Source organism: Stanieria cyanosphaera PCC 7437, assembly GCF_000317575.1.
GTDB lineage: Bacteria > Cyanobacteriota > Cyanobacteriia > Cyanobacteriales > Xenococcaceae > Stanieria > Stanieria cyanosphaera.
Genome location: NC_019748.1, coordinates 352,700 through 375,066 on the forward strand (window position 1 = coordinate 352,700; position 22,367 = coordinate 375,066).

Here is a 22,367-nt window from a genome sequence, read left to right on the forward strand (position 1 = left end):
TCTGACTAATTTTTAACTGTATTTTAAACAGGTAAATAATATACTATTTCTTGAGCGAAAATTTGATATTAATCAATATTTAAGAATTAATACCGATCGGCACCGTCATTATCAATCCAGAGAATCGAGTTTAATGCTTCAAATGCCAACCATGCAGAATCGAGAAACCCAACTTCAATCTAGTTATACTCCTGCTTTAACAAAAACCGCTATTTTGGTCATTGGCGGTGCTGAAGACAAAGTACATGGTAGAGAAATTTTACATACCTTTTTTAATCGCTCAGGAGGCTCAGAAGCGGTTATTGGTATTATTCCTTCAGCTTCTCGCGAACCTACTATTATAGGCGATCGCTATGTGCAGATTTTTGAAGAAATGGGTACAAAATACACCAAAGTCTTAGATGTACGCGACCGCGATCAAGGTAACGATTCTGTTTATCTCGACTATGTGGAAGAATGTACGGGAATTTTTTTAACAGGCGGAGATCAGTTGCGGTTGTGTGGACTGTTGGCAGAAACTCCGTTGATGGATCGCATTATTACTAGGGCGCAAAATCATGAAATTACCGTTGGCGGAACTAGTGCAGGGGCTGCGGTAATGGGTTATCACATGATTGCTGGCGGAAGTAGTGGGGAATCTCCTAATCGATCTTTGGTTGATATGGCAATGGGATTGGGTATTATTCCAGAAATTTTAGTCGATCAACATTTTCATAATCGCAATCGTTTAGCTCGTCTGCTTAGTGCCATTGCTTCTCACTCCGAACTGTTGGGTATAGGAATTGATGAAGATACCTGTGCGATGTTTGAGTCGGATCGAACTATTCAAGTGTTAGGCAAAGGTACAGTTACGATTATTGACGCGCGATCAATGTCTTATACTAATCAATCACAAGTAAAAGGTAGTGAACCTCTTAGTATTCACAATCTTAAATTACACGTCCTTTGTCACGGAGAACGCTACGATCTCAATAGCCATCAAGCATTACCTCTCAAATAAACAATTGAACCCAGTGCAGGAAGAATTAATCCTCTCTAATTTAAATTAGATATAGTTACTTAAATAAAAAATATGGATTTAGTTAAATTCCAAAATTTACTGGATAATGCTTCGTTTGGCATTTTATTTGTAACCATGTTGATTTATTGGGCAGGGGCTGCATTTCCTGAACTTCCTTACTTATCAACTCTGGGAACTACAGGTATGGCGATCGCAAATTTGACGATGGCTGCTTTGTTAGGTTCGCGATGGTTGGAAGCGGGTTATTTTCCCCTTAGTAATCTCTATGAATCACTCTTTTTCCTAGCTTGGGGTGTGACGGCGATTCATTTGATTGCCGAAAATATGAGTAAGTCCAGGTTGGTTGGAGTAGCGACTAGCCCTGTGGCAATGGGTATTACTGCTTTTGCAGCTTTATCTTTACCACCCGAAATGCAAGCCTCTGCGCCTTTAGTTCCTGCTTTAAAATCTAATTGGTTAATGATGCACGTCAGTGTGATGATGCTTAGTTACGCTACGTTGATGGTAGGTGCGGTAATTGCGATCGCGTTTTTGATTGTGACTCGCGGTCAAAATGTTGAATTAAAAGGTAGTTCGGTTGGCACTGGTAGTTATCGCGACAGAATTAAACAGTTATCTTTAGCCAAAGCTCAAAGCAGTGATGATTCTAGTTCCGTAGCAGCTAATCATGGCAATGTTGCAGTTTTAAATTTACCTAAAACAACTACTCAACCTCCTCTATCTCCTGAACGTCTTAATCTTGCTGATACTCTAGACAATATTAGTTACCGTATTATTGGTTTAGGATTTCCTTTACTAACAATTGGAATTATTGCTGGTGCAGTATGGGCAAATGAAGCTTGGGGTTCTTATTGGAGTTGGGATCCTAAAGAAACTTGGGCGTTTATTACATGGTTGGTATTTGCTGCCTATCTTCACGCTAGAATCACTCGCGGTTGGCAAGGAAAAAAACCTGCTATGTTAGCTGCAACAGGTTTTGTAGTGGTTTGGATTTGTTATTTAGGAGTTAATTTGTTAGGCAAAGGATTGCATTCCTATGGTTGGTTTTTCTAGTAATTTGAACTACCTAACTATAGATGTTTCAGCATAACTAGATTGTGCTTCTCGAGCCATTTGTTTTTTAGTTCTTTGACAATTAATTAAACCAAAAACGAGCCAAAAAATTAGCAATCCCGTAGTTAATAATAAAATCGAACCCGAACCAAACTGAAGAATTAGTGCGGGGGCAGCAGCAGTAAATAAACCACCACCAACAATCGGTTCAAAGAAAAGCTGTTTGTAGGCAAAGCTTTCAAACGCCCCTGTACGATTTTCCGCATCAACCATGCGAATTAACAAAATTCCTGTGGCTGTAACTCCCATCGATTGACCCATATCACCTATACCTCTTTCAAACCAATAAACTGGTAAAATTCGAGGTGCAAGATAAATAAAAGCTAAAACATTCCAAACAATACCTGCGATCGATAGTATTAAGAAAACACCAAGATTAGCACCCAAAACAGTTAAATTGATTGAAGCTAAAGCAGTGATCACCACAACATCAAGAGCTACTCCAGCAATTCTTTCTTGAAGTCTGCGTTCGATTAGGCACTCAAGACCTAAACGTTTCATCACTAACTGAATAATAATACCGCCAATTAAGGTCATGGGAAAAAGCGGTACAGCACCAATTAATTCAAAACCTCCTCTTCCCCAAGAAATTGATTCAATCCAGGTTAAAACTTGTAAAATTAACCAACCAATTACTATTGCTAATCCTGTAAAACCAAAGTTGAGTGAAAGCGGATCGATTAATAAATTGCGCATCAATCTTGCTTTTCTTTGTAAAAAGCGGTGATCTTCTATCGGTGCAGTTTCTTGAAATTGAGCATCACCACTTCGTACAGGAGTTGGTTCAGTTTGAAGATAACCTTTTTGACGACCCCAATGAGCTAAAGCCGTACCAAACAGAATTCCTGAGACAATGCCGACAGTTGCTAAACCGAGGGCTAAGTCTCCTCCTTCAGCAAAATTTAATTGAGTAAGAGTTTCCGACATCCCTGCTGCTGTACCATGACCCCCTTCAAAAGCAATTTCAATTAAAGCACCACTAATCGGACTAACGTTGAAAAGAGGAACAAGTACCAAGATTGCTAAGGCAATCCCAATCACGTATTGTCCCCAAGCAAGAGTTTGCCCAAAGGCTACTTGAGGTGCAGTTTTACGCCAAATATCTTTGGGATTAGGAATCGTTTCGCCTAAAAATAGAGCAGCAAAAACAATATTGATAAAGACTCCAGGTGATTGTGACCAAACTTCTCTCATGGTTTCAGGAAATAAACCACCAGCTAGATAAGCATTTTCTGCTGTTCCTGTAGCCATGGCGATCGCACCAAACACCCCAGGCCCTAGTAATAAAGCGATCGCACCTGCAATAATTGATTCGGGAAGATAAAGTGTTTGAAAAAGTTTAACTTTATGTTTGATAAATCTTGCTATGAGGATTAAAATCCCCAACATGACGAACGCGAAAAAGACATCAAGCAGTTTAAACATTTTTAATTCATTTTTGATAATAATTTAGTTTGAGTATGTCGGCATTATATTAGTCTGTTTGTAACCAAGATTACTTGAATTAATAATGTTGAAGCAATTTCTATCTTTTGATAGATAACAATGTTAAGAAAAATATATGAAGAATCACTCTAGTTGGACTTTGGTTCATGCTAGGCTGCATCAAACTTTAAAAGGGCGCAAATTATTACCAAAAAAAGCCAAAATTTTGCTTGCTTTATCGGGTGGACAAGATTCTCTTTGTTTAAGTAAGCTTCTACTAGATTTACAACCAAAATGGCAGTGGCAAATTGCGATCGCTCATTGCGATCATCGTTGGTCATCTGATACTGGTATAGCCCAACACGTTCAACAGATCGTTCAAACTTGGAATGTGCCTTTTTATCTGCAAATCGCTCAATCTCTGCCAGAAACAGAAGCAGCAGCTAGAACTTGGCGTTATCAAGCATTGACAGAAATTGCTGAAACTGAAGGATTACAATATGTAGTCACAGGTCATACCAAAAGCGATCGCGCTGAGACTTTCCTTTACAATTTGGTTAGAGGTGCAGGTGCAGATGGTTTAAGTGCTTTGACTTGGCAACGTCCTTTAACTTCGACAATTACTTTAGTACGTCCGATTTTAAATTTTACTCGTCGAGAAACTTTTGATTTTTGCCAACAATTTCAGTTACCAATTTGGTTTGATGCAGCTAATCATAATACCAAATATGCTCGTAATCGCATTCGTGCCGATTTAATTCCTTACTTACAAACAAATTTTAATTCACAAGTAGAAAATTGTTTGGCACAAACAGCAGAATTATTACGTGCCGATGTAGAGTATTTGGAAGATACGGCAAGAGAATGGTTTAATCAGGCGATTTCCCCCACAGATAACCAACTTAATCGTATAATCCTTCAAAATCTACCCCTAGCTTTGCAACGCCGAGTTATTCGACAATTTCTTACCTCATTATTGGGTAAAGCTGCTAATTTTGAACAAATTGAAGCTGTTTGCGATTTAATCTCTGCACCAAATCGCAGTCGAACTTCCACTTTACCAGGAAATATAGTTGTAGAAGTAATAGAAGATTGGCTAGTCTTACAAAAAATTAATTAATCAGAATTGCCACTCTGAACCAAAGTGAAGAATCTTCAACCTCATATTCTCCTTTGATCCTGAAGCTTCTAAAGCTTTTGATTACTAAAGTACACAATTAATTTTGCCTAGATACTTATAACAATTTGATTAAAAGAGTGAGACAAGATTTTTTCGGAACTTTAGCACTAAAATCAAAAAGAAACTCAATTTCTGTCAAACTTATTACAAACTTCTTCATGGCCGTTTCCTCTCCTCCTTTAGTCAAACCTCGCGAAAACGACTGGCGACTGTTCCTCAAACTGATTCCTTACACCCGTAATAATCGTGGTATTTTAGTAATTTCGATGATTTTGCTCGTTCCTCTAGCGATCGCGGGAGCAGTTCAACCTCTGATTATCGGACAAGCAATTTCTTTACTAAGAGAGGAAGAAACTTGGTCTTTTCTGAATAATGTGTCTTTAGACCAAGGAATTAATATTTTAGCTGGTTTATTGTTATTAACGGTCATTATACGTCTGATTTTCTCTTCAATTCAGGGTTATTTAGTCCAAAAAATCGGACAAGAAATCACCGCAGCAGTAAGAGAAGACTTATTTACTCATGTTACCGCTCTAGCTGCCAGCTTTTTCGACCGTACTCCCGTTGGAAAATTGGTAACTCGGATCGCTAGTGATGTAGAAGCTTTAGGAGATGTCTTTGCTAGTGGTGCGATCGGTGTAATTAGTGATTTTATCTCAATTGTTGCCATTGTCGTGACTGTTTATATAGTTGACTGGCGATTAGCATCGATGTTGGTATTGATGTTGATTCCAGTGACTGCTTTAATTATTTATTTTCAAAGACAATATCGCAAAGCTAACTATCGCGCCAGAGAAGAATTATCTCAACTCAATTCAATGTTACAAGAAAACATTGTCGGGATAAACATCGTGCAATTGTTTAGAAGAGAAAGATACAATGCAGAGATGTTTAGGGCAATTAATGATCGCTATCGTAAAGAAGTAGACCGAACTATTTTCAATGATTCTGCTATTTCTGCAACTCTAGAATGGATTTCCTTAGTCGCGATCGCGGGTGTGCTTTGGTTGGGTGGTATTTTTGTTCTGAGAGAAAATATTACCTTTGGAACTTTATCTGCTTTTATTCTTTACGCTCAAAGATTATTTAATCCGATTCGTCAATTTGCTGATAAATTTACCATGTTTCAAGCAGGTTTTACGGCAATTGAAAGAATTAGTGAATTAATGAATGAACCTATTGCCATCAGAGATTCTCAAACAGCTTTATCAATTAATAATCAGTTAGATGTTAAAGGAATAAACAAAAAAAATAATCGAGGCGAAATTCGTTTTGAAAATGTTTGGTTTGGTTATAAACCAGATGAATATGTCCTTAAAAATTTAGACTTTACAATTAAACCAGGAGAAAAAGTTGCTCTAGTTGGCCCTACAGGAGCAGGAAAAAGTTCTATTATTAGACTATTATGTCGTCTTTATGAACCTAGTCAAGGCAGAATTTTAATAGATGGAATTGATATCAAAGATATTACTCAAGCAGAATTACGTCGTTATGTAGGAGTGATTTTACAAGAAAGTTTTCTCTTTGCTGGAGATATTAAACGCAACATTACATTAGGTGAAAATTATTCTTTAGCTGAAGTACAACAAGCAGCTAAACTAACTAATATTGATAGCTTTATTGAACAATTACCACAAGGATACAATACCCAATTAAGAGAAAGAGGAACAAATCTTTCTGGAGGACAAAAACAATTACTGGCTTTTGCTCGTGTTGCGATCCGCAATCCTCACGTTTTAGTATTAGATGAAGCTACTGCTAGTTTAGATGTCAAAACTGAAGCTTTAATTCAAGAAGCGTTAGAAGAATTACTAAAAGATAGAACGGCAATTATTATTGCTCACCGACTTTCTACTATTCGTAATGTCGATAAAATCTTAGTTCTCAAACGAGGAGAATTGATTGAATCTGGAAATCATGAAGAGTTATTAGAACAAGAAGGTTTATATGCCAGTTTATACAAACTACAGATGCTAGAAAGTTGATAGTTACTGAAAAAAGTTTAAGTATTGTAATTTAATTAGCTAATAACTATTTATAAAAATAATATTTAATTCGATTTAAAAGTACGCTGTTGCATACGCGAGAGGTTCGCCATCTTCGTTCGCGATCGCTTAAACTACCATTAAATAAACACGCTTTAAAGCTTGCTAAGACAAAGATTTTAGCAATAAATAGTATATTAATACTTAAATGACTCAATCCAAATTTTTAGATTTATCTTAGAAAAAACGAACTTTTGTTATATAATAATAAGGTTGAAAAAAACGGCTCGGTAGCTCAGTTGGTTAGAGCAGGGGACTCATAAGCCCAAGGTCGGCAGTTCAAATCTGCCCCGAGCCATTAAACAGACTGTCTTCTGTGCTTATTATTCATCCCCTCTATCCTCTTCGCTAACCTTTAAAGAGTGAAGCCTGAGAAGTGTACAACACCCATTTTGCACCCAAATACTGAGCTAAAACAACCATCTTCATCAACTCTTTAAATTCATGTCTGATCTGTAAAGCTGTGGAATTATACGGCCATTGGGCAATCTTGTCAAATCCGATGGAGGTATCATCAGGGCGAACGCACACACTTATTAACATTTAAGGAAAATTAGAAATAAGTCAAAGAGATTGATCTAGGATGCTGAAAAACCATGATTTTGAGCGTTCTAATTAAGCATGAACTCATCACCACTAACATCTATTGAAACTCACTTTCGTTCTCTACCTGACCCACGTGCCAAACATCGTATTGAGCATCGTCTGATTGATATTGTGATGATTACAATTTGTGCGGTGATTTGTGGTGCAGATAACTGGGTAGATATCGAAAACTACGGTCATGCTAAACAAGATTGGCTCAAGGAATTTTTAGAATTACCGTACGGTATTCCATCTCACGATACATTAATGCGAGTCTTTGCCCGCCTCAAACCAGAACATTTGCAACAATGTTTTCTTAACTGGATACAAGCCGTCAGTCAGATAACTAAAGGTCAAGTAATTGCGATTGATGGTAAAAGCTTACTGAGTGCCTTAGAACGGGGTCAAAACCGAGGAGCAATTCATATGGTAAGTGCATGGGCAACAGAAAATCGATTAGTCTTGGGACAGCAAACAGATTAGACATAAATTTAAAGAGTTGATGAAGACTCTTTTTTTTGTTTTTGGGTAGAAGTAGAGTGAGGGTAATTGAGGGAATTTTGAGGGTGTAACTCTACAGTGGTTCTATCACTTGTGGGTGAAAGTAACGTCAAATAAGCACTAAAACCAGGGCGAACGACGGGACTCGAACCCGCGAATGGTGGAACCACAATCCACTGCCTTAACCACTTGGCTACGCTCGCCATATTGCATAGGAAATTATAACATCTTTTGAACAATTAAGATAGATTTAATTTTATTTGACTGAAACATTGATGAATTAAATCCCAGCGCAAACTATTTTGAATCTCAACCCAATCATTTTTACATAAATCATAAATCAAAGTGCAGTAACCAGCACCAAATTTATAACAACCATGTAACTAGTCACTCATCACGATATTGTTTAAAACAACAAGAATGCTATTTTATGAATTAATTAAGCAGTTTTCTTCAACAGAGAATAACCATGGAGTCCGATGAATATCCTCAAGCTTATTTTTGGTACTACTTTAATTGGAATAAGCGTGATCATGGTAGCTACTAATCCCGATCATGATAGCTATCAAGAATTCGCTGCCGATACTCTTAATATTTATCTTAAAGAGCAAATTTGCACTCAAGTTTCTCAACAATTAGGCAATTTTTTACAAAGCCATTGTCTTTTGTTGGTTGATACAACTCGTCCTCATTTATCCAAAATTGTCGCTCAAAATACTCAAAGATACAATTTTATTTTGTTTAGTATTTATCAAACTGACTTATCAGTTTCTTCAACCTTGCCAGAGTATCACGTTAGTACTATTGGCATTTTAGAAAATTTTTATATTTATCAAGCAGAACAGATTTAAAAAATTACGATAATTTCGTTTGATTAAATTGGAATATTATAGGAATAAAATATTTTTTTTATAGGAGTCAATTAATGAGTGAAGTAGCTAACAATGATCAAACTTTATCTTCTGCATCTCAATTAGAAAATGAATCTGAATTAACTCGTACACCACCTTGGGGCAAAGTCATAGTTTTAGAAGAAGGAGAGCGTTATCGCATCAATCGGATTGAAGTAAAACCAGGACATCATATTAGTACTCAAATGCACTATCATCGTAGCGAACATTGGATTGTTGTGTCTGGGACAGCTAAGGTTATTTTTAATGGAGAAGAACAACTGTTGATGCAAAAACAATCTACTTATGTTCCGATGAATACTCCTCATCGGGTAGAAAACCCAGGAGTAATTCCTTTAGTGATGATTGAAGTTCAAAATGGAGAATATCTTGGCGATGATGACATTATTCGCTTTGCTGAATAAAAAATAGATAATAATCAAAAAAACATTTCAACTAAGATTACTATCAATCCAATTTAAATAAGATTGTAAACCATTAATAATAGGTAAAGCGATTATTTCAGGGACTTCGTAAGAATGAATTGCTTTAATTTTTTGTGCTAAAAGGTCAAATTGATTGACGTTAGTTTTAATCAATAATTGCCACTCGTAGTCTTGATTAAGCTTGCTTTGCCAAACGTACATAGAATTAACAGGAAAAATATTAACACAAGCTGCTAACTTTTTAGACAACAAAACTTGGGCAATTTCTTGAGCTTGTGCTTCAGTAGCAACAGTAACTAAAACTACACAGTATTCAATTGAATTAGTTGTCATAGAAATTAACTCGCTGTTTCCCAATAACACGAAGCAGAACAATTCACAGAAGTTGAAAAAATTGCCTCGGAAATTGATGCCTCTTGAAGCTTAGTATTCGTCAAGATTGCTTTTTGAAGATTAGCAAAACTTAAATCTGCTTTTGTCAAATTAGCTTCGGCTAAGTTGGCTTCAGCTAAATTAGCTTTAGATAGCTTTGCTCCAGTCAAATTTGCTCCTTGTAAATTAACTCTCAATAAACGAGCCTCTTCTAAATTAGCTTTAGTTAAATTAGCTCCTGCTAAATTTGAACCGTTTAATTTAGCTCTACTTAAATTAATTCCTTCCAAATTAATTCCACTCAAATCTACTTCTTTTAAAAAAGTTTGGCTTAAATTAACTTCATTAAATAAAGTTTGATCGAACTTAGCTCCAGTTAATCTACCTTCATACAAATTTGCCCAGTTAAAATTGACTCCATTTAAATTTGCTTCCCTCAAGTTAATTTTTTGCAGTTTCGCTCCACAGAGATTGGCATTACTTAGATTAGCTGCCCTCAAATTCGTATAAGAAAGATTAGCACCGCTTAATTGAGCTTGAATTAATTGAGATTTAACCATAAATGCTCCACTTAAATCAGCTTTAGTTAAATCTGTTTGATTAAATTGTGCCTCGCTAATTTTAGCGCAACTTAAATTTGCCCAATTTAAACTAGCTTGACTAAGATTAGACTTAGTTAAAAAAGTTTTACTAAGATTAACTCCCTTCAAATTTGCCCCTGTTAAATCAACAGATATCAGCATCACTCCACTTAAATCTTGTCCACTAAGATCAATTCCAGGAAAATCCCGATATCCTTGCTCGTAGAGTCTGAGAAAATGACTGGCTTTCATAAAAAAAACTAGAACGTGGAAAGATTTTTAATTTATTTAATTTTCAGCTTTAGTTCTAGCTTAAAGGGAAAAAAATGTTATTGCCTAGGAGTTTTCTTATTCTGTAACAATGTAATTTGTTATTTGTAATATTTGCTTTGATTTATGTAGTTGATAAAGAATAAATTTGCCCATCTATTAGCAGTCTAGTAATTCCTTTGGCTTGTAAATAATGAGAGGTTTTTTGTAACATTCGACCATCAGGAACTTTAATTACACGTTCTCTGCGATGAGAAAATCGTCTTGCCACACGGTGGTTATCAAATATAGGTAAAGTTTGTTGTTGAAATTCTTCTTTGGGAATTTTACCCAAATCTGCAAAATTTTCTAGAGGTCTAGCAATTAATTCTGCCGAGCGATCAACTACAATGTAGCAAATTTTAGGAAAAGAAGCTGCTGACAAAGGTAAGATTTTGATTTTAGCATTTCCAGAGTTGGCATAAGGATAGCTAATTTGTCTTTCTGTTTCTGTTTCGCTTTCCCAATCCTCTTCGTCATCTTCTAAGTCATCGTCTTCATCTTCCAAGTCGTCAAGGTCGGCAATATCATCTCCGAACATTTCACCTAAAGCTATCATGTTTGCATCATCAATTTCTTGTTCGAGTTCTGATACCTGATTGGTCGGTGTGGACAATTTTTCTACATCAAGATTATCAAACTTATCTTGCCGAGCAATTGAAAAATCTGTTTCCTCAGCAGTAGCTGAAATTTTAATGGGTGGCTTTTCTAGCTCAATTGTTTCAGAATGATTAATAATAGGTAAATTTTTTTGAGTCTGATCTGGTTTAGTTTGTTGATCTAGCTCGATTGGAATTTGCTCTTGAAGAAAATCAGTTTTGCCGGGAGTGCGAGCCAAACGTTTTTGTTGAATTAAATCTTCATACTCGGTAGCAGAAAGATTATTTTTGAGAAAACGGCTAATAGTTGAACTACTGACACCGTAACGAGTAGCTAAAGTTGAGGTTGTCGCTTCCGAATGGCGGTACAAATTTAAAATTTCTTGTTTATCTTCTTTGGTCAATTTTTTCGGACTCATACTACCTCAACCGATCCGTTTAACTCTTTGGGATTAAGCTCATCTTATAGTGTATCTTGCTAAATCTCCAATCGTAACAGGAACTACAATAAATATTTAATTGCTTTTGGCAATCAAAAAAAAGCTTATTTTTTCTGGAATAGTTTTTAGCCTTGAGTAAATAACTGATAAAGTATTTTTTGAAAAAGCAAAATACTAATAGTACCGCTATGCCAAGAGTTGATGCTCCCCCTGCCCTACTTGTACTAGCTGACGGTAGTTATTATCATGGTTTGTCGTTTGGTGCCAAAGGAACTACAGTAGGTGAAGTTGTCTTTAACACCGGAATGACTGGATATCAAGAAGTCTTGACAGATCCAAGTTACTGTGGTCAAATTGTTACCTTTACTTATCCTGAATTAGGAAATACTGGAGTTAATCCAGAAGATGAAGAATCGGATTATCCTCAAGTTAAAGGCGCGATCGCTCGTAATATAACTTATCGTCCTAGTAATTGGCGTTCTACCAAGTCTTTACCAGATTATCTTACAGAGCATAACATACCTGGTATTTATAGTATTGATACTCGTGCTTTAACTCGTAAACTTCGTTCTGTTGGTGCTATGAACGGTGGTATTTCAACAGAAATTCTCGACCCCGAAAAGTTATTACGTCTAGTCGAACAAGCACCCAGTATGGCGGGTTTAAATTTAGTCAAAGACGTTACAACTAAACAAGTATACGAATGGTCAGAGTCAACTACTCCCCACTGGGAATTTAGTCCAGCGAAAACTAAGCCAGATCAAGAACTTCTAACTGTAGTCGCCATAGATTTTGGGATTAAAAGAAATATTTTGCGTCGTTTAGCTAGCTATGGTTGTAGAGTTATTGTAGTCCCTGCTAATACTTCCCCAGAAGAGATTCTTGCTTACAATCCTGATGGTGTGTTTCTCTCTAATGGGCCTGGCGATCCTGCTGCTAATTTGGAAGGAATTGAGACTACTAAACAGTTATTAAAGGCAGGATTACCTACCTTTGGTATTTGTATGGGACATCAAATTCTCGGTTTGTCTCTAGGTGCAGAAACATTTAAACTTAAATTTGGTCATCGAGGATTAAATCAACCAGCAGGACTTAAACAGCAAGTAGAAATTACTAGTCAAAATCATGGTTTTGCTCTTGCTGTCGAATCACTTAATCCAGAAGTGGAAATTACTCACCTAAATCTTAATGACCAAACTATAGCAGGATTAAAACATAAATCTTTACCTTTCTTCTCAGTACAATATCATCCCGAAGCAAGTCCTGGTCCTCATGATGCAGATTATTTGTTTGAGGAGTTTGTTAAGTTGATGAGAAATTAAGTATTACTTAAGTATTAGATTAAGGGTGCATTCTGAGAGAATGCACCTGATTGAATTTTAATTCTTCTGCTGCTTATTGTTTCAGATTCAAGTAGTTGTAATTATTATTTTTTAAATTAATAAAAGTTTTTTTTAAGTGAATTTACTGAATAAAAATTTAACTTAAATATTTAAAATTTAAACTTTTCCAACAGTTAAAATCTTACTAATAACTACATAGAAACACTTTTAACTAAAGAATCAGTGATTTACGTTGTTGGCATTCTCAACTTCTAGGTTGATAATTATCTAAAAGGCTAATTTTTAAATTTATCATAAAGTCGATTTGTCATGGCTTCACTAAATCTTTAGTTTTTTATTGTCTTAAAATTATGAATATGGGCTCTGCCAAAATTCTTGTTGTAGACGACGATCCTGCAATCCGTAACTTAATCATACGTTTTCTTACTCAGAAAAACTATCAGGTTGAATCTGCCGACGATGGACAATCAGCATTGAAAATGTTTGAGCAGTTTAATCCAGATTTAGTTATTTTGGATGTTAACTTACCTGATGCTTTGGGCTACAATCTTTGTGAAGATATGCAGGGAAGAACAGATGTTTTTATTCTGATGCTCACTAGTCGTGCTGATGCTTCGGATAAAAAAGAAGGTTTTCTTAAAGGTGCAGATGATTATTTAACTAAACCTTTTGACCTACAAGAGTTGGAATATCGAGTTAAAGCAATTCTTAAACGTCAGCGTACTGTTACAACCTCAGAGAAACAACCAATAGTTTATAATAATCTTTTGATCGATCCTGTGCGTCGAGAAGTAAAAATCAATGACAGTTTAATTCTTTTAACGGCATTAGAATTTGATTTACTTCATTTTTTAGCTAGTCGTCCTGGTCGTGTATGGCGAAGAGAAGAACTAATTCAAAATGTTTGGGATTATGAATATGTTGGAGATCAACGAGTCGTTGATGTTCATATTGGTCAAATTCGCAAAAAAATCGAATTAGATCTTTCAGAACCTTGTTTTATTCAAACAGTAAGAGGAGTTGGCTATAAATTTGAAGTAGGGGCATAATTTGCCTAGTTAAAAGTTTAATTATTTCGCTAAACTTAGTTGGCTTTAGGATGCTTGTTTTGAAGTTTTACGTAGAAAAATTTAGCTTCTAAAACCTAAGAGTTTGAATACAGTTATTAATTAAAAAAAGTTAAAAACTCGGCGATCGCTTGATAATTTTGCCAAGCCGAGGTGTATTGTTATTTCTACTTGAATCAATTTAATTTAAAGGTAAGATTACCTTACTAATTTCAACCAATACTTTTTTAGAAATTTATTTTATTCGGATTCACTAGAAGATTTTTCAACTTCTCGTTCTACTGCCATTTCCGTTTTGCTACTACCCTCTAATTTTGCACTCATTTTAACGGAATCTTCTATTTGTTGAGCTTCTCGCTTAAATTCATTTTCAAATTCTTTTGATGCATCCTGAAAACCACGAATTGCTTTACCAAGACTACGACCAATCTCTGGTAATTTTTTGGGACCAAAAACTAATAAAGCTACTACTAAAATTAAAGCCATTTCTGGTAAACCAATGCCAAAAATATTCATAATAATCGTCTCTGTTACGCTTCAATTTTTATTATTACCGAAAAAAAACCCCGAATTACGGGGATTACTTGTTTGTTCATGAATTAGTTGAATGGAAACTATCTACCTAAACTAGTCCAATCTACATCTATTCCTTCTAATAATAATGAAGAGTTATAAAGTTGCAAAATAATTAAAAGAAAAACGAAAAATAAGAGCATAAAAACTCCCATTAAAGGAGTTGTACCCCAACCGGGAGCAACTTTACCATATTCTGAGTTTAAAGGTTTGAGAATATCTCCCAAACGAGTACGTTGTGCCATAGTTCACCAGTAGTATGTCTTAGATAATTTTTGTAATCTTCTGTAATATTATAAAGGAAGAGTTATCATAATTTATCTAGCTTATGGAACCCGCAATAGTTCTTAGCATCAGTATTGGTGCAATCTTAATTATCATTACTGGTTTTTCTATTTATACTGCTTTTGGGCCACCTTCAGCAGAGTTAAACGATCCTTTTGAGGATCATGAAGATTAAAATTAGCTATAAGTAAAACTAATAATCAAACTGGAGCTTTAGGAGATTAATCTTTTTGTCCTAATTGGTTATTAGTTAGATCAAGCTTGCTTGGAAAGCAAAAGTTTTACAGATGGTTGATTAGCAAATATATTAATTAGAGTTTACGAGCGATCGCGATCATTGTTATGGTGTCTACCAATCCTTACAATTATATTTTTTGATTTGTAAGTATTAGTTTGGAATAATCTAATCAAATCAGCCAGACACAATATTGAGGTAGACAATAGAATGATCTTGTATTTTATACAAATTGCTCGCGTTAAAATTCTAAACTAACAATCTCTTTTGCTAGTTGATGACAAACAGGTATGTTACTTAAAGGCAATTTGTCACCGCCACACCATTAGTAACGGTTAATTTGAAGCAAGCAAAATATAAAACGGCGTGTAAATCTAATCAGATTATCACGCCATTTCAGAAATATTTAGACTATTTCCAATTTAGTAACGACTAGAATTTGGTTTGTAAACAATAAAGCTAACAGTCTGACATTGCTTAATGTTGTCAAAACCAACTACGCGGATGTAGCAATCAGAATATTCAGAGCGACATTCTCTAACTTCATTAAGTACATCTTGAGCGTTTCTAGCATCAAACAAAGGTAATTTCCACAAAGTCCAGTGGTGAAGTTCAGGAGTAGGCTCTTTTTCAAACTCAACTCCAGGAATAAAACCTTGCTCGAGCATATAATCGATTTGTTTGGCGATTTGCTGATCGGTTAAAGGAGGTAAATAAGAAAGGGTTTCGTAACGACGCTCTTTTGGTAATGTTTTCATCTGCTTATTTTCCTATATGTCAAATATTTGTTTGATTAGAAGAATCATCCACATTAAACTCTGACGAGATTTCACTATCTGAGTTTGGCTCAGGATAAGCTTCCTGAGAGGTTGGTTCTGAATCAGTGCTTTCTGGATGAGTTGTAGAACTTGAGGTTTGGGACTTAGTAAGGCGTTCCAACAATTTACGACGGTGTTCTACATTAGCTTGCACAATTCCTGTACGCACCATTTCAGGAAGAAAATCTAACACTTGTTGCGCTATTTCTTCTCTCACTATGAGAATTCGCAGTAATAACTCCTTATTCTCTGACATTAACCCATCGAGATAAGCTTCCCCATCTTGAAGTTTGGTGCGATCGCTATAGTGACTTAACCAAATTGCTTGATTAGGATTTGTTTCTGAGAGTTGGCTGATAATTGTACGTACTGCTTGATAAGTGAGGTAACTTTGAAGAACTTTAGCCGTATCTTTCGCAATTTGTTTGGGATACATTAATACTTACCTGTCCCGATTCAGTTATTGAGAGAACAGCTACCAAGTTTTTTTATTTGTAACTGTTCGCTATTAACTGAATTAAAGAGTATCCATAGCCTCAAATTCAAATTTGATTTCTTTCCACAATTCGCAAGCAGCAGCTAATTCAGGACTCCAACGGCAAGCTTCACGAATAACATCGTTACCTTCACGAGCTAAAGAACGACCTTCATTACGAGCTTGAACACAAGCTTCTAAAGCTACACGGTTAGCTGTTGCACCAGGAGCATTACCCCAGGGGTGTCCGAGAGTACCACCACCGAACTGTAAGCAGGAATCATCACCAAAGATTTCTACTAAAGCAGGCATATGCCATACGTGAATACCACCAGAAGCTACAGGCATAGTTCCAGGCATAGAAGCATAATCTTGAGTGAAGAAAATACCGCGAGAACGATCTTCTTCTACATAGTCTTCGCGCATTAAGTCAACGAAGCCCATCGTGATACCACGTTCACCTTCTAATTTACCAACTACAGTACCAGAGTGTAAGTGGTCACCACCAGATAAACGTAAGCACTTAGCCAAAACGCGGAAGTGAATACCATGATTCTTTTGACGGTCGATTACTGCGTGCATTGCACGGTGAATGTGAAGTAATAAACCGTTGTCACGACAGTATTTAGCCAGAGTAGTGTTAGCAGTAAAACCACCAGTTAAAAAGTCATGCATGATGATAGGTGTGCCGATTTCTTTAGCGAATTCAGCGCGTTTCATCATTTCTTCACAAGTACCAGCAGTAACGTTGAGGTAATGACCTTTAATTTCGTTAGTTTCTGCTTGAGATTTTTCAATCGCTTCTTGAACGAAGAGGAAGCGATCGCGCCAACGCATAAAAGGCTGAGAGTTAATGTTTTCGTCGTCTTTAGTGAAGTCTAAACCGCCACGAAGACATTCGTAAACTGCACGACCGTAGTTTTTAGCAGACAAACCTAATTTAGGTTTAATGGTACAACCCAACAGAGGACGACCGTATTTGTTTAATTTATCTCTCTCAACAGTAATACCGTGAGGAGGTCCTTGGAAAGTTTTAATTAAAGCAACAGGAAAACGAATATCCTCTAAACGTAAAGCACGTAGAGCTTTAAATCCAAAAACGTTACCTACTAAAGAGGTCAAAACGTTAGTAACAGAACCTTCTTCAAACAAATCAAGAGGATAAGCGATGAAAGCAAAATATTGATTATCTTCGCCTGGAACTGGCTCTAGATCGTAGCAGCGACCTTTATAGCGGTCTAGATCAGTTAATCCGTCAGTCCAAACGGTTGTCCAAGTACCAGTAGAAGATTCAGCAGCTACCGCAGCACCAGCTTCTTCTGGAGGAACACCAGGCTGAGGGGTCATACGGAAACAAGCTAGCAGATCGGTATCCTTGGGTGTGTAGTCTGGGGTGTAGTAGGTTAGGCGATAATCTTGTACACCAGCTTTAAACCCACTAGATGATTTGGTTTGTACCATTGGGTCATTCCTCCATAAAAAAAATGCTTATTTTGCCCTCTGTTAGAGTCAATTTACTTGAACTCTTAAAAATAATTAGGGGAGAAAAATCTTTAAAAAGATATCTCGCTTGAAGAAAAATGTTGTTTGATAGTCAGTTTGACTATTTATCTTTTTCAAGTTTTAATCTTAACACAAATTTTAGCTTTGAAAATCAAATTTAACTCTATTTCTTAGCGATTTTGATTGTTATTTTTTTTAAGACATATTAGTTTGGCTGATGATTACTAATTGCCTTTTCTTTTTAATTAAGAAATATTAATTGACACACTTACCTTCTTCTGTCTCAGCAAGAGTGATTCTGTCGTTATTTTAAGTATAAATACTTAATTTAGATCAAGTTTAAAATAATTATTTTTATTGGGTAAAAAACAAAAAAAGAGCTTTTTTCGTCTAAAAAGAATAGACAAAGTCATAAAAAGCTCAATATCTAATTTTAATTCTTAATACAAATTACCCAAATTACTTTGATTATTTAGCTAAATATTTGGACAACTCTCATAATAATTTTTTCAGAAATTATTCAAGTTTTTTTGGTAAATTTTTTTTCCAAGCTTGTCCTTGAGGGAAAAGAGTTAATAACAATTGATTGATATAAACTTGCCCCACCACTGAACTTTGATTAGGCTGAGTTTCTATCTGATGATTCTCTAAATCAATTTTTTCAAAACCATTTAATTCTGAAATTGAAACAGATGAGGATTCCTCAACTTGTTTTTCCTCTAATCCATTATTATTAACTATTGAGATTGAGGGCTGAGATTCTAAAGAAGTTTCTGCCCAAAAATCATCGGTTTCTAAAACAGTTGTATTTTCTTCAGTCGATAAATTCTGAGAATTTTCAGTTTCATCGAGTTGAGATAAATTTGTTGGCTCGGTTGCTTGATTTTCTTTGATTTGGCGGGATGTATCTCCAACTATAGAACCTGGAGTGATAACTGTCAGAGGTGCTACAGAAGTATTAAAAATAGTTGTTGCCGAACCGATACAAGCGTTATTACCAATTATTCCAGTACCAATTATTAAAACTCCAGAGCCTAAAATTGCACCGCTTTTTATTTTCATTGAGCCTTGATAAGCATTGATAATTGCCCCCATGCCAATACAAACTTCAGCTTCTATGACAATACTGCTATTTGGACCAGCTTGTAAAATGACTCCCGGAGCTATACTTGCAGTGGGATGAATTGTGACATCGCCACAAACACGAATATCTGAGTTACTGACAGGTTGCAGAGGTGGTAGGTACATCTTTTTTCAATTACAAGAACTGGAAAATAGGAACAGCCCTGATAGTTATTGAGTTGTTAATTTTTAGTAAGTTACTATTAGTAGCTGTTCCTTGTTCTACAGGTACAATCGCAACCTGAATCCTAACTTTAATCTACAATCTACTAAGGACGCTGAATAATAGTTTCGGAAACTCGTCGTTTTGCATTAGGGTCAATTCCAATCAAACGAACATATTCGCCTGAGTGTTCTGCTAAACAAACTTCTAAGGCAGCAACTACGTCTAACTCGTGACGACTTTCGATAGGAGAACAACTTTGCCATGACTTAGTTTTAAAACGACGTTGGTCAGCGTGTTCTGTCCCGATTTTGTAGCCTCCAGCTAAAAGAGAACGAATTTGTTCTAAAGCTTCTGGAGTGAGGTGACGATTGCTGAATTCATTGCTATAACGAAAACCGTTGCCATTGCCGTTGCTCTGACTAGAGGTAGAGGATGTGGTATTTGCTTTTACTGTTTTGGGAGTATCGCCAGGACGCTGAATGATCGTTTCGGAAACTCGGCGTTTAGCATTGGAGTCAATGCCAATCATACGAACGTATTCGCCTGCGTGTTCAGCTAGACAAGCTTCTAAGGCTGCTACTACTTCAGCTTCTCGTTTACTATCAATTGGAGAACAGCTTTGCCACGACTTAGTTTTAAAACGACGTTGGTCGGCGTGTTCTGTACCGATTTTATAGCCACTAGCTAATAAAGAACGTACTTCTTGCAATATTTCTGAACTTAGGCTGTTACTGCCAACCTTGTTACTGCTATAGCTTTTACTACGACCATTGCTATAACTAGAAGCACCATTTGATTTAGAAGAGTGATTGGAACTATCTCCAGGTCTTTGGATAATAATTTCTGCTAATCTGCTTTTAGCATTAGAGTCTACGCCAATTAAGCGGACATATTCTCCAGCATACTCATTTAAAGCAGATTCAACTTGACTGATAACCTGATTCGTATTGCCACTAAATTGTCCTGCTGTTAACCAAGATTTAGTTTTGAAGCGACGTTGATTAGCGTGTTCAATCCCAATATCACATCCTTGATTGAGCAAAGAACGGACTTGTTGTGCTATTGCATCACTTAAATGTCCATTACCATTACCGTTACTATGACCGTTACTACTGCCGTTACCATTAGAGTGACGGTTGCTAGTGTATGATTTAGCTTTGCTAGTAGTTGTTTTGGTTGTAGTTAAACTATCTCCAGGTCGTTGGATAATAATTTCTGCTACTCTTCGTTTCGCTTGTGGATCTACTCCAATTAACTGGACATATTCTCCTTGATGTTGACTGAGAATATTTTCTAGTTCACTGAGGACTTGGCTTTCTTTTGTGCTATTGATTTGTCCTCCAGTTAGCCAAGATTTAGTTTTGAAACGACGTTGATTGGCATACTCAATACTAAGAGAACAACCTTGGTTCAATAGCGATCGCACTTGGGCTTTAATATCTGAATTTAAACTCATATTTCCTACTGAATTTATATAGTTATTACCATTAGTTTCTTCAGTTCTGCTTGGTTGAGAAAAACCACGTTCTTCGCGGAGGGGAGTAATACAAGCAGCATTTTCCGCACAATGATATCCCGCTAAAAGTGCTTCGTTGATTTCAACGACATGATGCGCAAAAGCGCGATCGCTATCTTGAATATCCGATAAGCGATCGGCTTGTTGTTGATTAGTAATCACTGCCCCTGAAGGAACATATTTTCCCGGAGGTATTTCTACATCTTGAATCAAGGCGTGCATCATCACGATACAACCTTTACCGACTTTGGCATTAAATACTGTAGATCTAAAACCAATAAAGCACTCATCTCCTACATATGCAGGTCCATGAATTAGTGCCATATGGGTGATACAAGAATTTTTGCCAATCCAGACAGAATAATCTTTGCCGTCGTCGCCCCTCACCCGACCTTGTTCTAAGCCGTGAATCACGACTCCATCTTGGATATTAGTATTGTCCCCAATATAAAACGGAGTACCTTCATCAGCCCTAATAGAAGTGCCAGGAGCAACTAAAACGTTTGCACCAATTTGGACATCACCAATCAAATTGGAAAACGAATGGACATAAGCACTTTCATCTATTTGGGGTTCAGCTAAATCTTTCGACCAAGGAGTCGGGGGAGCCGCTTTGGTGCGGACTACCATTGTCTCAAATCCTCCTAATAATAATTAAGCCATTTGTTACCCGCTTAACTTAAACTTCCAATGTAATCAACACTTCAATTTAAGTTTTTTTGTAAAAATGCTTCACAAAAAACGTTCTGCTTCTTTTTTACTGTAAAGCGGTCGATTATCTACACTTACTGTATCTATAATTCCCACTACTATCGCATCTAGCGGTCGATGTTCGTGTCCAGTTTCGGTACGAGCAGCACTACCTCTACTCACTAGAACCCACTCATTAACACCAGCACCAACTGGATCGCCAGCAACTTCATATTTTGGTAAAAGTTGTCCCTGCTCATCAATATATTGAACCAGCAACAACTTAACTCCTGTCATGCTAGAGGATTTGTGGGTGCTTACCACTGTGCCACGAACTTTAGCGATTTTCATCTGCTTATGGTCTTCTTAAAGGCTGAGGATTGACACTTTCCCTAAATTGTTCGACAGCTTCGGTATAACGAATTGGTAGAACATATTCGAGGTTTTCGTGAGGACGAGCGATAATGTGATGAGACAAAACACTACCACCGTTAACTCTTCTGACGTTTTCAATTCCCGCCGAAACAGAAGCCTGTACTTCAGAAACATCTCCTCGCACAATGACGGTTACTCGTCCTGTACCGATTTTTTCGTAGCCGACTAAAGTAACACGAGCTGCTTTTACCATCGCGTCAGCAGCTTCTACTACTGCTGGGAAACCCAAGGTTTCAATCATTCCTACTGCAATGGACATATAACTCTACTCCTTAAATATTAATAAATTTGATTTTGATTGATTGGGCTAGTAGGATCTAAACTGCTCTACTTCTTCGGTGTAGCGTATTGGCAGAACGTATTCTAGGTTTTCGTGAGGACGAGCGATAATGTGAGTAGACAATACTTTTCCACCGTTAACTCTGCTGACGTTTTCAATTCCCGCTGCAACTGAAGCTTGTACTTCAGAAACATCTCCTCGCACAATGACAGTTACTCGTCCTGTACCGATTTTTTCGTAGCCGACTAAAGTAACACGAGCTGCTTTTACCATTGCGTCAGCAGCTTCTACTACTGCTGGGAAACCCAAGGTTTCAATCATTCCTACTGCAATGGACATATAACTCTACTCC

Annotated in this window: 23 protein-coding genes, 2 tRNA genes and 1 pseudogene; 11 read left to right on the forward strand and 15 right to left on the reverse strand. The window is 36.6% G+C overall.

Annotated elements, in window-relative coordinates:
- The first annotated feature begins 151 nt into the window (after nt 1-151).
- Nucleotides 152-1,000, forward strand: a complete 849-nt coding sequence (locus STA7437_RS01485; protein ID WP_041619667.1) for a cyanophycinase — start codon at nt 152-154, stop codon at nt 998-1,000.
- A 72-nt stretch (nt 1,001-1,072) separates the two neighbouring features.
- Entirely contained in the window at nt 1,073-2,074 is a 1,002-nt protein-coding gene (gene ccsB / locus STA7437_RS01490) for a c-type cytochrome biogenesis protein CcsB (RefSeq protein ID WP_015191600.1), read from the forward strand.
- 9 nt (nt 2,075-2,083) lie between these two features.
- Here ccsB and STA7437_RS01495 read toward each other — a convergent pair whose 3' ends face one another.
- Nucleotides 2,084-3,559 carry a sodium/glutamate symporter gene (locus STA7437_RS01495; RefSeq protein ID WP_015191601.1) on the reverse strand — a complete coding sequence of 492 codons (1,476 nt, stop codon included), beginning with the start codon at nt 3,557-3,559 and terminating at the stop codon, nt 2,084-2,086.
- A gap of 136 nt (nt 3,560-3,695) precedes the next feature.
- Here STA7437_RS01495 and tilS point away from each other — a divergent pair, with 136 nt between their 5' ends.
- The 4 genes and pseudogenes from tilS to STA7437_RS01520 all read left to right on the forward strand — a co-directional run.
- Nucleotides 3,696-4,679 carry a tRNA lysidine(34) synthetase TilS gene (gene tilS / locus STA7437_RS01500; protein WP_015191602.1) on the forward strand — a complete coding sequence of 328 codons (984 nt, stop codon included), beginning with the start codon at nt 3,696-3,698 and terminating at the stop codon, nt 4,677-4,679.
- A gap of 218 nt (nt 4,680-4,897) precedes the next feature.
- Nucleotides 4,898-6,724, forward strand: coding sequence for an ABC transporter ATP-binding protein (locus tag STA7437_RS01505; RefSeq protein ID WP_015191603.1), 1,827 nt, complete (start codon nt 4,898-4,900; stop codon nt 6,722-6,724).
- A gap of 284 nt (nt 6,725-7,008) precedes the next feature.
- Nucleotides 7,009-7,082 (forward strand) — tRNA-Met (locus tag STA7437_RS01510).
- A 323-nt stretch (nt 7,083-7,405) separates the two neighbouring features.
- Nucleotides 7,406-7,846: pseudogene (locus tag STA7437_RS01520) on the forward strand (ISAs1 family transposase); the annotation flags it as partial.
- 154 nt (nt 7,847-8,000) lie between these two features.
- Here the strand turns inward: STA7437_RS01520 and STA7437_RS01525 are convergent.
- Nucleotides 8,001-8,073: transfer RNA gene (locus STA7437_RS01525), tRNA-His, on the reverse strand.
- A 276-nt stretch (nt 8,074-8,349) separates the two neighbouring features.
- Here STA7437_RS01525 and STA7437_RS01530 point away from each other — a divergent pair.
- Complete coding sequence (locus STA7437_RS01530; protein WP_015191606.1) at nt 8,350-8,721, forward strand: DUF4359 domain-containing protein; 372 nt, start codon at nt 8,350-8,352, stop codon at nt 8,719-8,721.
- A gap of 74 nt (nt 8,722-8,795) precedes the next feature.
- Nucleotides 8,796-9,185, forward strand: a complete 390-nt coding sequence (locus STA7437_RS01535) for a phosphomannose isomerase type II C-terminal cupin domain (RefSeq protein WP_015191607.1) — start codon at nt 8,796-8,798, stop codon at nt 9,183-9,185.
- Nucleotides 9,186-9,212: 27 nt separating this feature from the next.
- Here the strand turns inward: STA7437_RS01535 and cutA are convergent, their stop codons facing one another.
- From cutA to STA7437_RS01550, 3 genes are all read right to left on the reverse strand, one after another.
- Nucleotides 9,213-9,539 (reverse strand): divalent-cation tolerance protein CutA, encoded by a 327-nt coding sequence (gene cutA / locus STA7437_RS01540; RefSeq protein WP_015191608.1) that lies wholly within the window; start codon nt 9,537-9,539, stop codon nt 9,213-9,215.
- A gap of 5 nt (nt 9,540-9,544) precedes the next feature.
- Complete coding sequence (locus STA7437_RS01545; RefSeq protein WP_015191609.1) at nt 9,545-10,411, reverse strand: pentapeptide repeat-containing protein; 867 nt, start codon at nt 10,409-10,411, stop codon at nt 9,545-9,547.
- A gap of 142 nt (nt 10,412-10,553) precedes the next feature.
- Entirely contained in the window at nt 10,554-11,486 is a 933-nt protein-coding gene (locus STA7437_RS01550; protein WP_015191610.1) for a helix-turn-helix domain-containing protein, read from the reverse strand.
- A gap of 209 nt (nt 11,487-11,695) precedes the next feature.
- Between STA7437_RS01550 and carA the strand changes: the two genes are divergently transcribed.
- Together carA and STA7437_RS01560 are read left to right on the forward strand one after the other, a co-directional pair.
- Complete coding sequence (gene carA / locus STA7437_RS01555) at nt 11,696-12,829, forward strand: glutamine-hydrolyzing carbamoyl-phosphate synthase small subunit (protein ID WP_015191611.1); 1,134 nt, start codon at nt 11,696-11,698, stop codon at nt 12,827-12,829.
- Between the two features lie 371 nt (nt 12,830-13,200).
- Nucleotides 13,201-13,899, forward strand: a complete 699-nt coding sequence (locus STA7437_RS01560; RefSeq protein ID WP_015191612.1) for a response regulator transcription factor — start codon at nt 13,201-13,203, stop codon at nt 13,897-13,899.
- 258 nt (nt 13,900-14,157) lie between these two features.
- Here the strand turns inward: STA7437_RS01560 and STA7437_RS01565 are convergent, their stop codons facing one another.
- Both STA7437_RS01565 and psbH read right to left on the reverse strand, forming a co-directional pair.
- Complete coding sequence (locus STA7437_RS01565; protein ID WP_015191613.1) at nt 14,158-14,433, reverse strand: TatA/E family twin arginine-targeting protein translocase; 276 nt, start codon at nt 14,431-14,433, stop codon at nt 14,158-14,160.
- Nucleotides 14,434-14,531: 98 nt separating this feature from the next.
- Nucleotides 14,532-14,735, reverse strand: coding sequence for a photosystem II reaction center phosphoprotein PsbH (gene psbH / locus STA7437_RS01570; RefSeq protein ID WP_015191614.1), 204 nt, complete (start codon nt 14,733-14,735; stop codon nt 14,532-14,534).
- An 83-nt stretch (nt 14,736-14,818) separates the two neighbouring features.
- Between psbH and psbN the strand changes: the two genes are divergently transcribed.
- Entirely contained in the window at nt 14,819-14,950 is a 132-nt protein-coding gene (gene psbN, locus STA7437_RS01575) for a photosystem II reaction center protein PsbN (RefSeq protein WP_015191615.1), read from the forward strand.
- Nucleotides 14,951-15,432: 482 nt separating this feature from the next.
- Here the strand turns inward: psbN and STA7437_RS01580 are convergent, their stop codons facing one another.
- From STA7437_RS01580 to STA7437_RS01615, 8 genes are all read right to left on the reverse strand, one after another.
- Nucleotides 15,433-15,768 carry a ribulose bisphosphate carboxylase small subunit gene (locus STA7437_RS01580; RefSeq protein WP_015191616.1) on the reverse strand — a complete coding sequence of 112 codons (336 nt, stop codon included), beginning with the start codon at nt 15,766-15,768 and terminating at the stop codon, nt 15,433-15,435.
- A gap of 19 nt (nt 15,769-15,787) precedes the next feature.
- Nucleotides 15,788-16,264 (reverse strand): RuBisCO chaperone RbcX, encoded by a 477-nt coding sequence (gene rcbX, locus STA7437_RS01585; protein WP_015191617.1) that lies wholly within the window; start codon nt 16,262-16,264, stop codon nt 15,788-15,790.
- An 81-nt stretch (nt 16,265-16,345) separates the two neighbouring features.
- On the reverse strand, nt 16,346-17,764 hold the full coding sequence (locus STA7437_RS01590) for a form I ribulose bisphosphate carboxylase large subunit (RefSeq protein WP_015191618.1): 1,419 nt from the start codon (nt 17,762-17,764) through the stop codon (nt 16,346-16,348).
- A gap of 558 nt (nt 17,765-18,322) precedes the next feature.
- Nucleotides 18,323-19,054 carry an LbetaH domain-containing protein gene (locus tag STA7437_RS01595; RefSeq protein WP_015191619.1) on the reverse strand — a complete coding sequence of 244 codons (732 nt, stop codon included), beginning with the start codon at nt 19,052-19,054 and terminating at the stop codon, nt 18,323-18,325.
- Nucleotides 19,055-19,197: 143 nt separating this feature from the next.
- A complete protein-coding gene (locus STA7437_RS01600; protein ID WP_015191620.1) occupies nt 19,198-21,240 on the reverse strand; it encodes a ribulose bisphosphate carboxylase small subunit in 2,043 nt (680 codons plus the stop codon).
- A gap of 102 nt (nt 21,241-21,342) precedes the next feature.
- Entirely contained in the window at nt 21,343-21,651 is a 309-nt protein-coding gene (locus tag STA7437_RS01605) for a EutN/CcmL family microcompartment protein (RefSeq protein ID WP_015191621.1), read from the reverse strand.
- Between the two features lie 4 nt (nt 21,652-21,655).
- The gene (locus tag STA7437_RS01610; protein WP_015191622.1) at nt 21,656-21,994 is read right to left on the reverse strand and encodes a carbon dioxide-concentrating mechanism protein CcmK; all 339 of its coding nucleotides are present in this window, start codon (nt 21,992-21,994) and stop codon (nt 21,656-21,658) included.
- A 48-nt stretch (nt 21,995-22,042) separates the two neighbouring features.
- Nucleotides 22,043-22,354, reverse strand: a complete 312-nt coding sequence (locus tag STA7437_RS01615; RefSeq protein ID WP_015191623.1) for a carbon dioxide-concentrating mechanism protein CcmK — start codon at nt 22,352-22,354, stop codon at nt 22,043-22,045.
- Nucleotides 22,355-22,367: the final 13 nt, after the last annotated feature.

Excerpts from the sequence above, each read along its gene's own strand:
- STA7437_RS01485 (WP_041619667.1), top strand. The coding sequence starts at position 152 with ATGCAGAATCGAGAAACCCAACTTCAATCTAGTTATACTCCTGCTTTA.
- ccsB (WP_015191600.1), top strand. The coding sequence starts at position 1,073 with ATGGATTTAGTTAAATTCCAAAATTTACTGGATAATGCTTCGTTTGGC.
- STA7437_RS01495 (WP_015191601.1), bottom strand. The coding sequence starts at position 3,559 with ATGTTTAAACTGCTTGATGTCTTTTTCGCGTTCGTCATGTTGGGGATT.
- tilS (WP_015191602.1), top strand. The coding sequence starts at position 3,696 with ATGAAGAATCACTCTAGTTGGACTTTGGTTCATGCTAGGCTGCATCAA.
- STA7437_RS01505 (WP_015191603.1), top strand. The coding sequence starts at position 4,898 with ATGGCCGTTTCCTCTCCTCCTTTAGTCAAACCTCGCGAAAACGACTGG.
- STA7437_RS01530 (WP_015191606.1), top strand. The coding sequence starts at position 8,350 with ATGAATATCCTCAAGCTTATTTTTGGTACTACTTTAATTGGAATAAGC.
- STA7437_RS01535 (WP_015191607.1), top strand. The coding sequence starts at position 8,796 with ATGAGTGAAGTAGCTAACAATGATCAAACTTTATCTTCTGCATCTCAA.
- cutA (WP_015191608.1), bottom strand. The coding sequence starts at position 9,539 with ATGACAACTAATTCAATTGAATACTGTGTAGTTTTAGTTACTGTTGCT.
- STA7437_RS01545 (WP_015191609.1), bottom strand. The coding sequence starts at position 10,411 with ATGAAAGCCAGTCATTTTCTCAGACTCTACGAGCAAGGATATCGGGAT.
- STA7437_RS01550 (WP_015191610.1), bottom strand. The coding sequence starts at position 11,486 with ATGAGTCCGAAAAAATTGACCAAAGAAGATAAACAAGAAATTTTAAAT.
- carA (WP_015191611.1), top strand. The coding sequence starts at position 11,696 with ATGCCAAGAGTTGATGCTCCCCCTGCCCTACTTGTACTAGCTGACGGT.
- STA7437_RS01560 (WP_015191612.1), top strand. The coding sequence starts at position 13,201 with ATGAATATGGGCTCTGCCAAAATTCTTGTTGTAGACGACGATCCTGCA.
- STA7437_RS01565 (WP_015191613.1), bottom strand. The coding sequence starts at position 14,433 with ATGAATATTTTTGGCATTGGTTTACCAGAAATGGCTTTAATTTTAGTA.
- psbH (WP_015191614.1), bottom strand. The coding sequence starts at position 14,735 with ATGGCACAACGTACTCGTTTGGGAGATATTCTCAAACCTTTAAACTCA.
- psbN (WP_015191615.1), top strand. The coding sequence starts at position 14,819 with ATGGAACCCGCAATAGTTCTTAGCATCAGTATTGGTGCAATCTTAATT.
- STA7437_RS01580 (WP_015191616.1), bottom strand. The coding sequence starts at position 15,768 with ATGAAAACATTACCAAAAGAGCGTCGTTACGAAACCCTTTCTTATTTA.
- rcbX (WP_015191617.1), bottom strand. The coding sequence starts at position 16,264 with ATGTATCCCAAACAAATTGCGAAAGATACGGCTAAAGTTCTTCAAAGT.
- STA7437_RS01590 (WP_015191618.1), bottom strand. The coding sequence starts at position 17,764 with ATGGTACAAACCAAATCATCTAGTGGGTTTAAAGCTGGTGTACAAGAT.
- STA7437_RS01595 (WP_015191619.1), bottom strand. The coding sequence starts at position 19,054 with ATGTACCTACCACCTCTGCAACCTGTCAGTAACTCAGATATTCGTGTT.
- STA7437_RS01600 (WP_015191620.1), bottom strand. The coding sequence starts at position 21,240 with ATGGTAGTCCGCACCAAAGCGGCTCCCCCGACTCCTTGGTCGAAAGAT.
- STA7437_RS01605 (WP_015191621.1), bottom strand. The coding sequence starts at position 21,651 with ATGAAAATCGCTAAAGTTCGTGGCACAGTGGTAAGCACCCACAAATCC.
- STA7437_RS01610 (WP_015191622.1), bottom strand. The coding sequence starts at position 21,994 with ATGTCCATTGCAGTAGGAATGATTGAAACCTTGGGTTTCCCAGCAGTA.
- STA7437_RS01615 (WP_015191623.1), bottom strand. The coding sequence starts at position 22,354 with ATGTCCATTGCAGTAGGAATGATTGAAACCTTGGGTTTCCCAGCAGTA.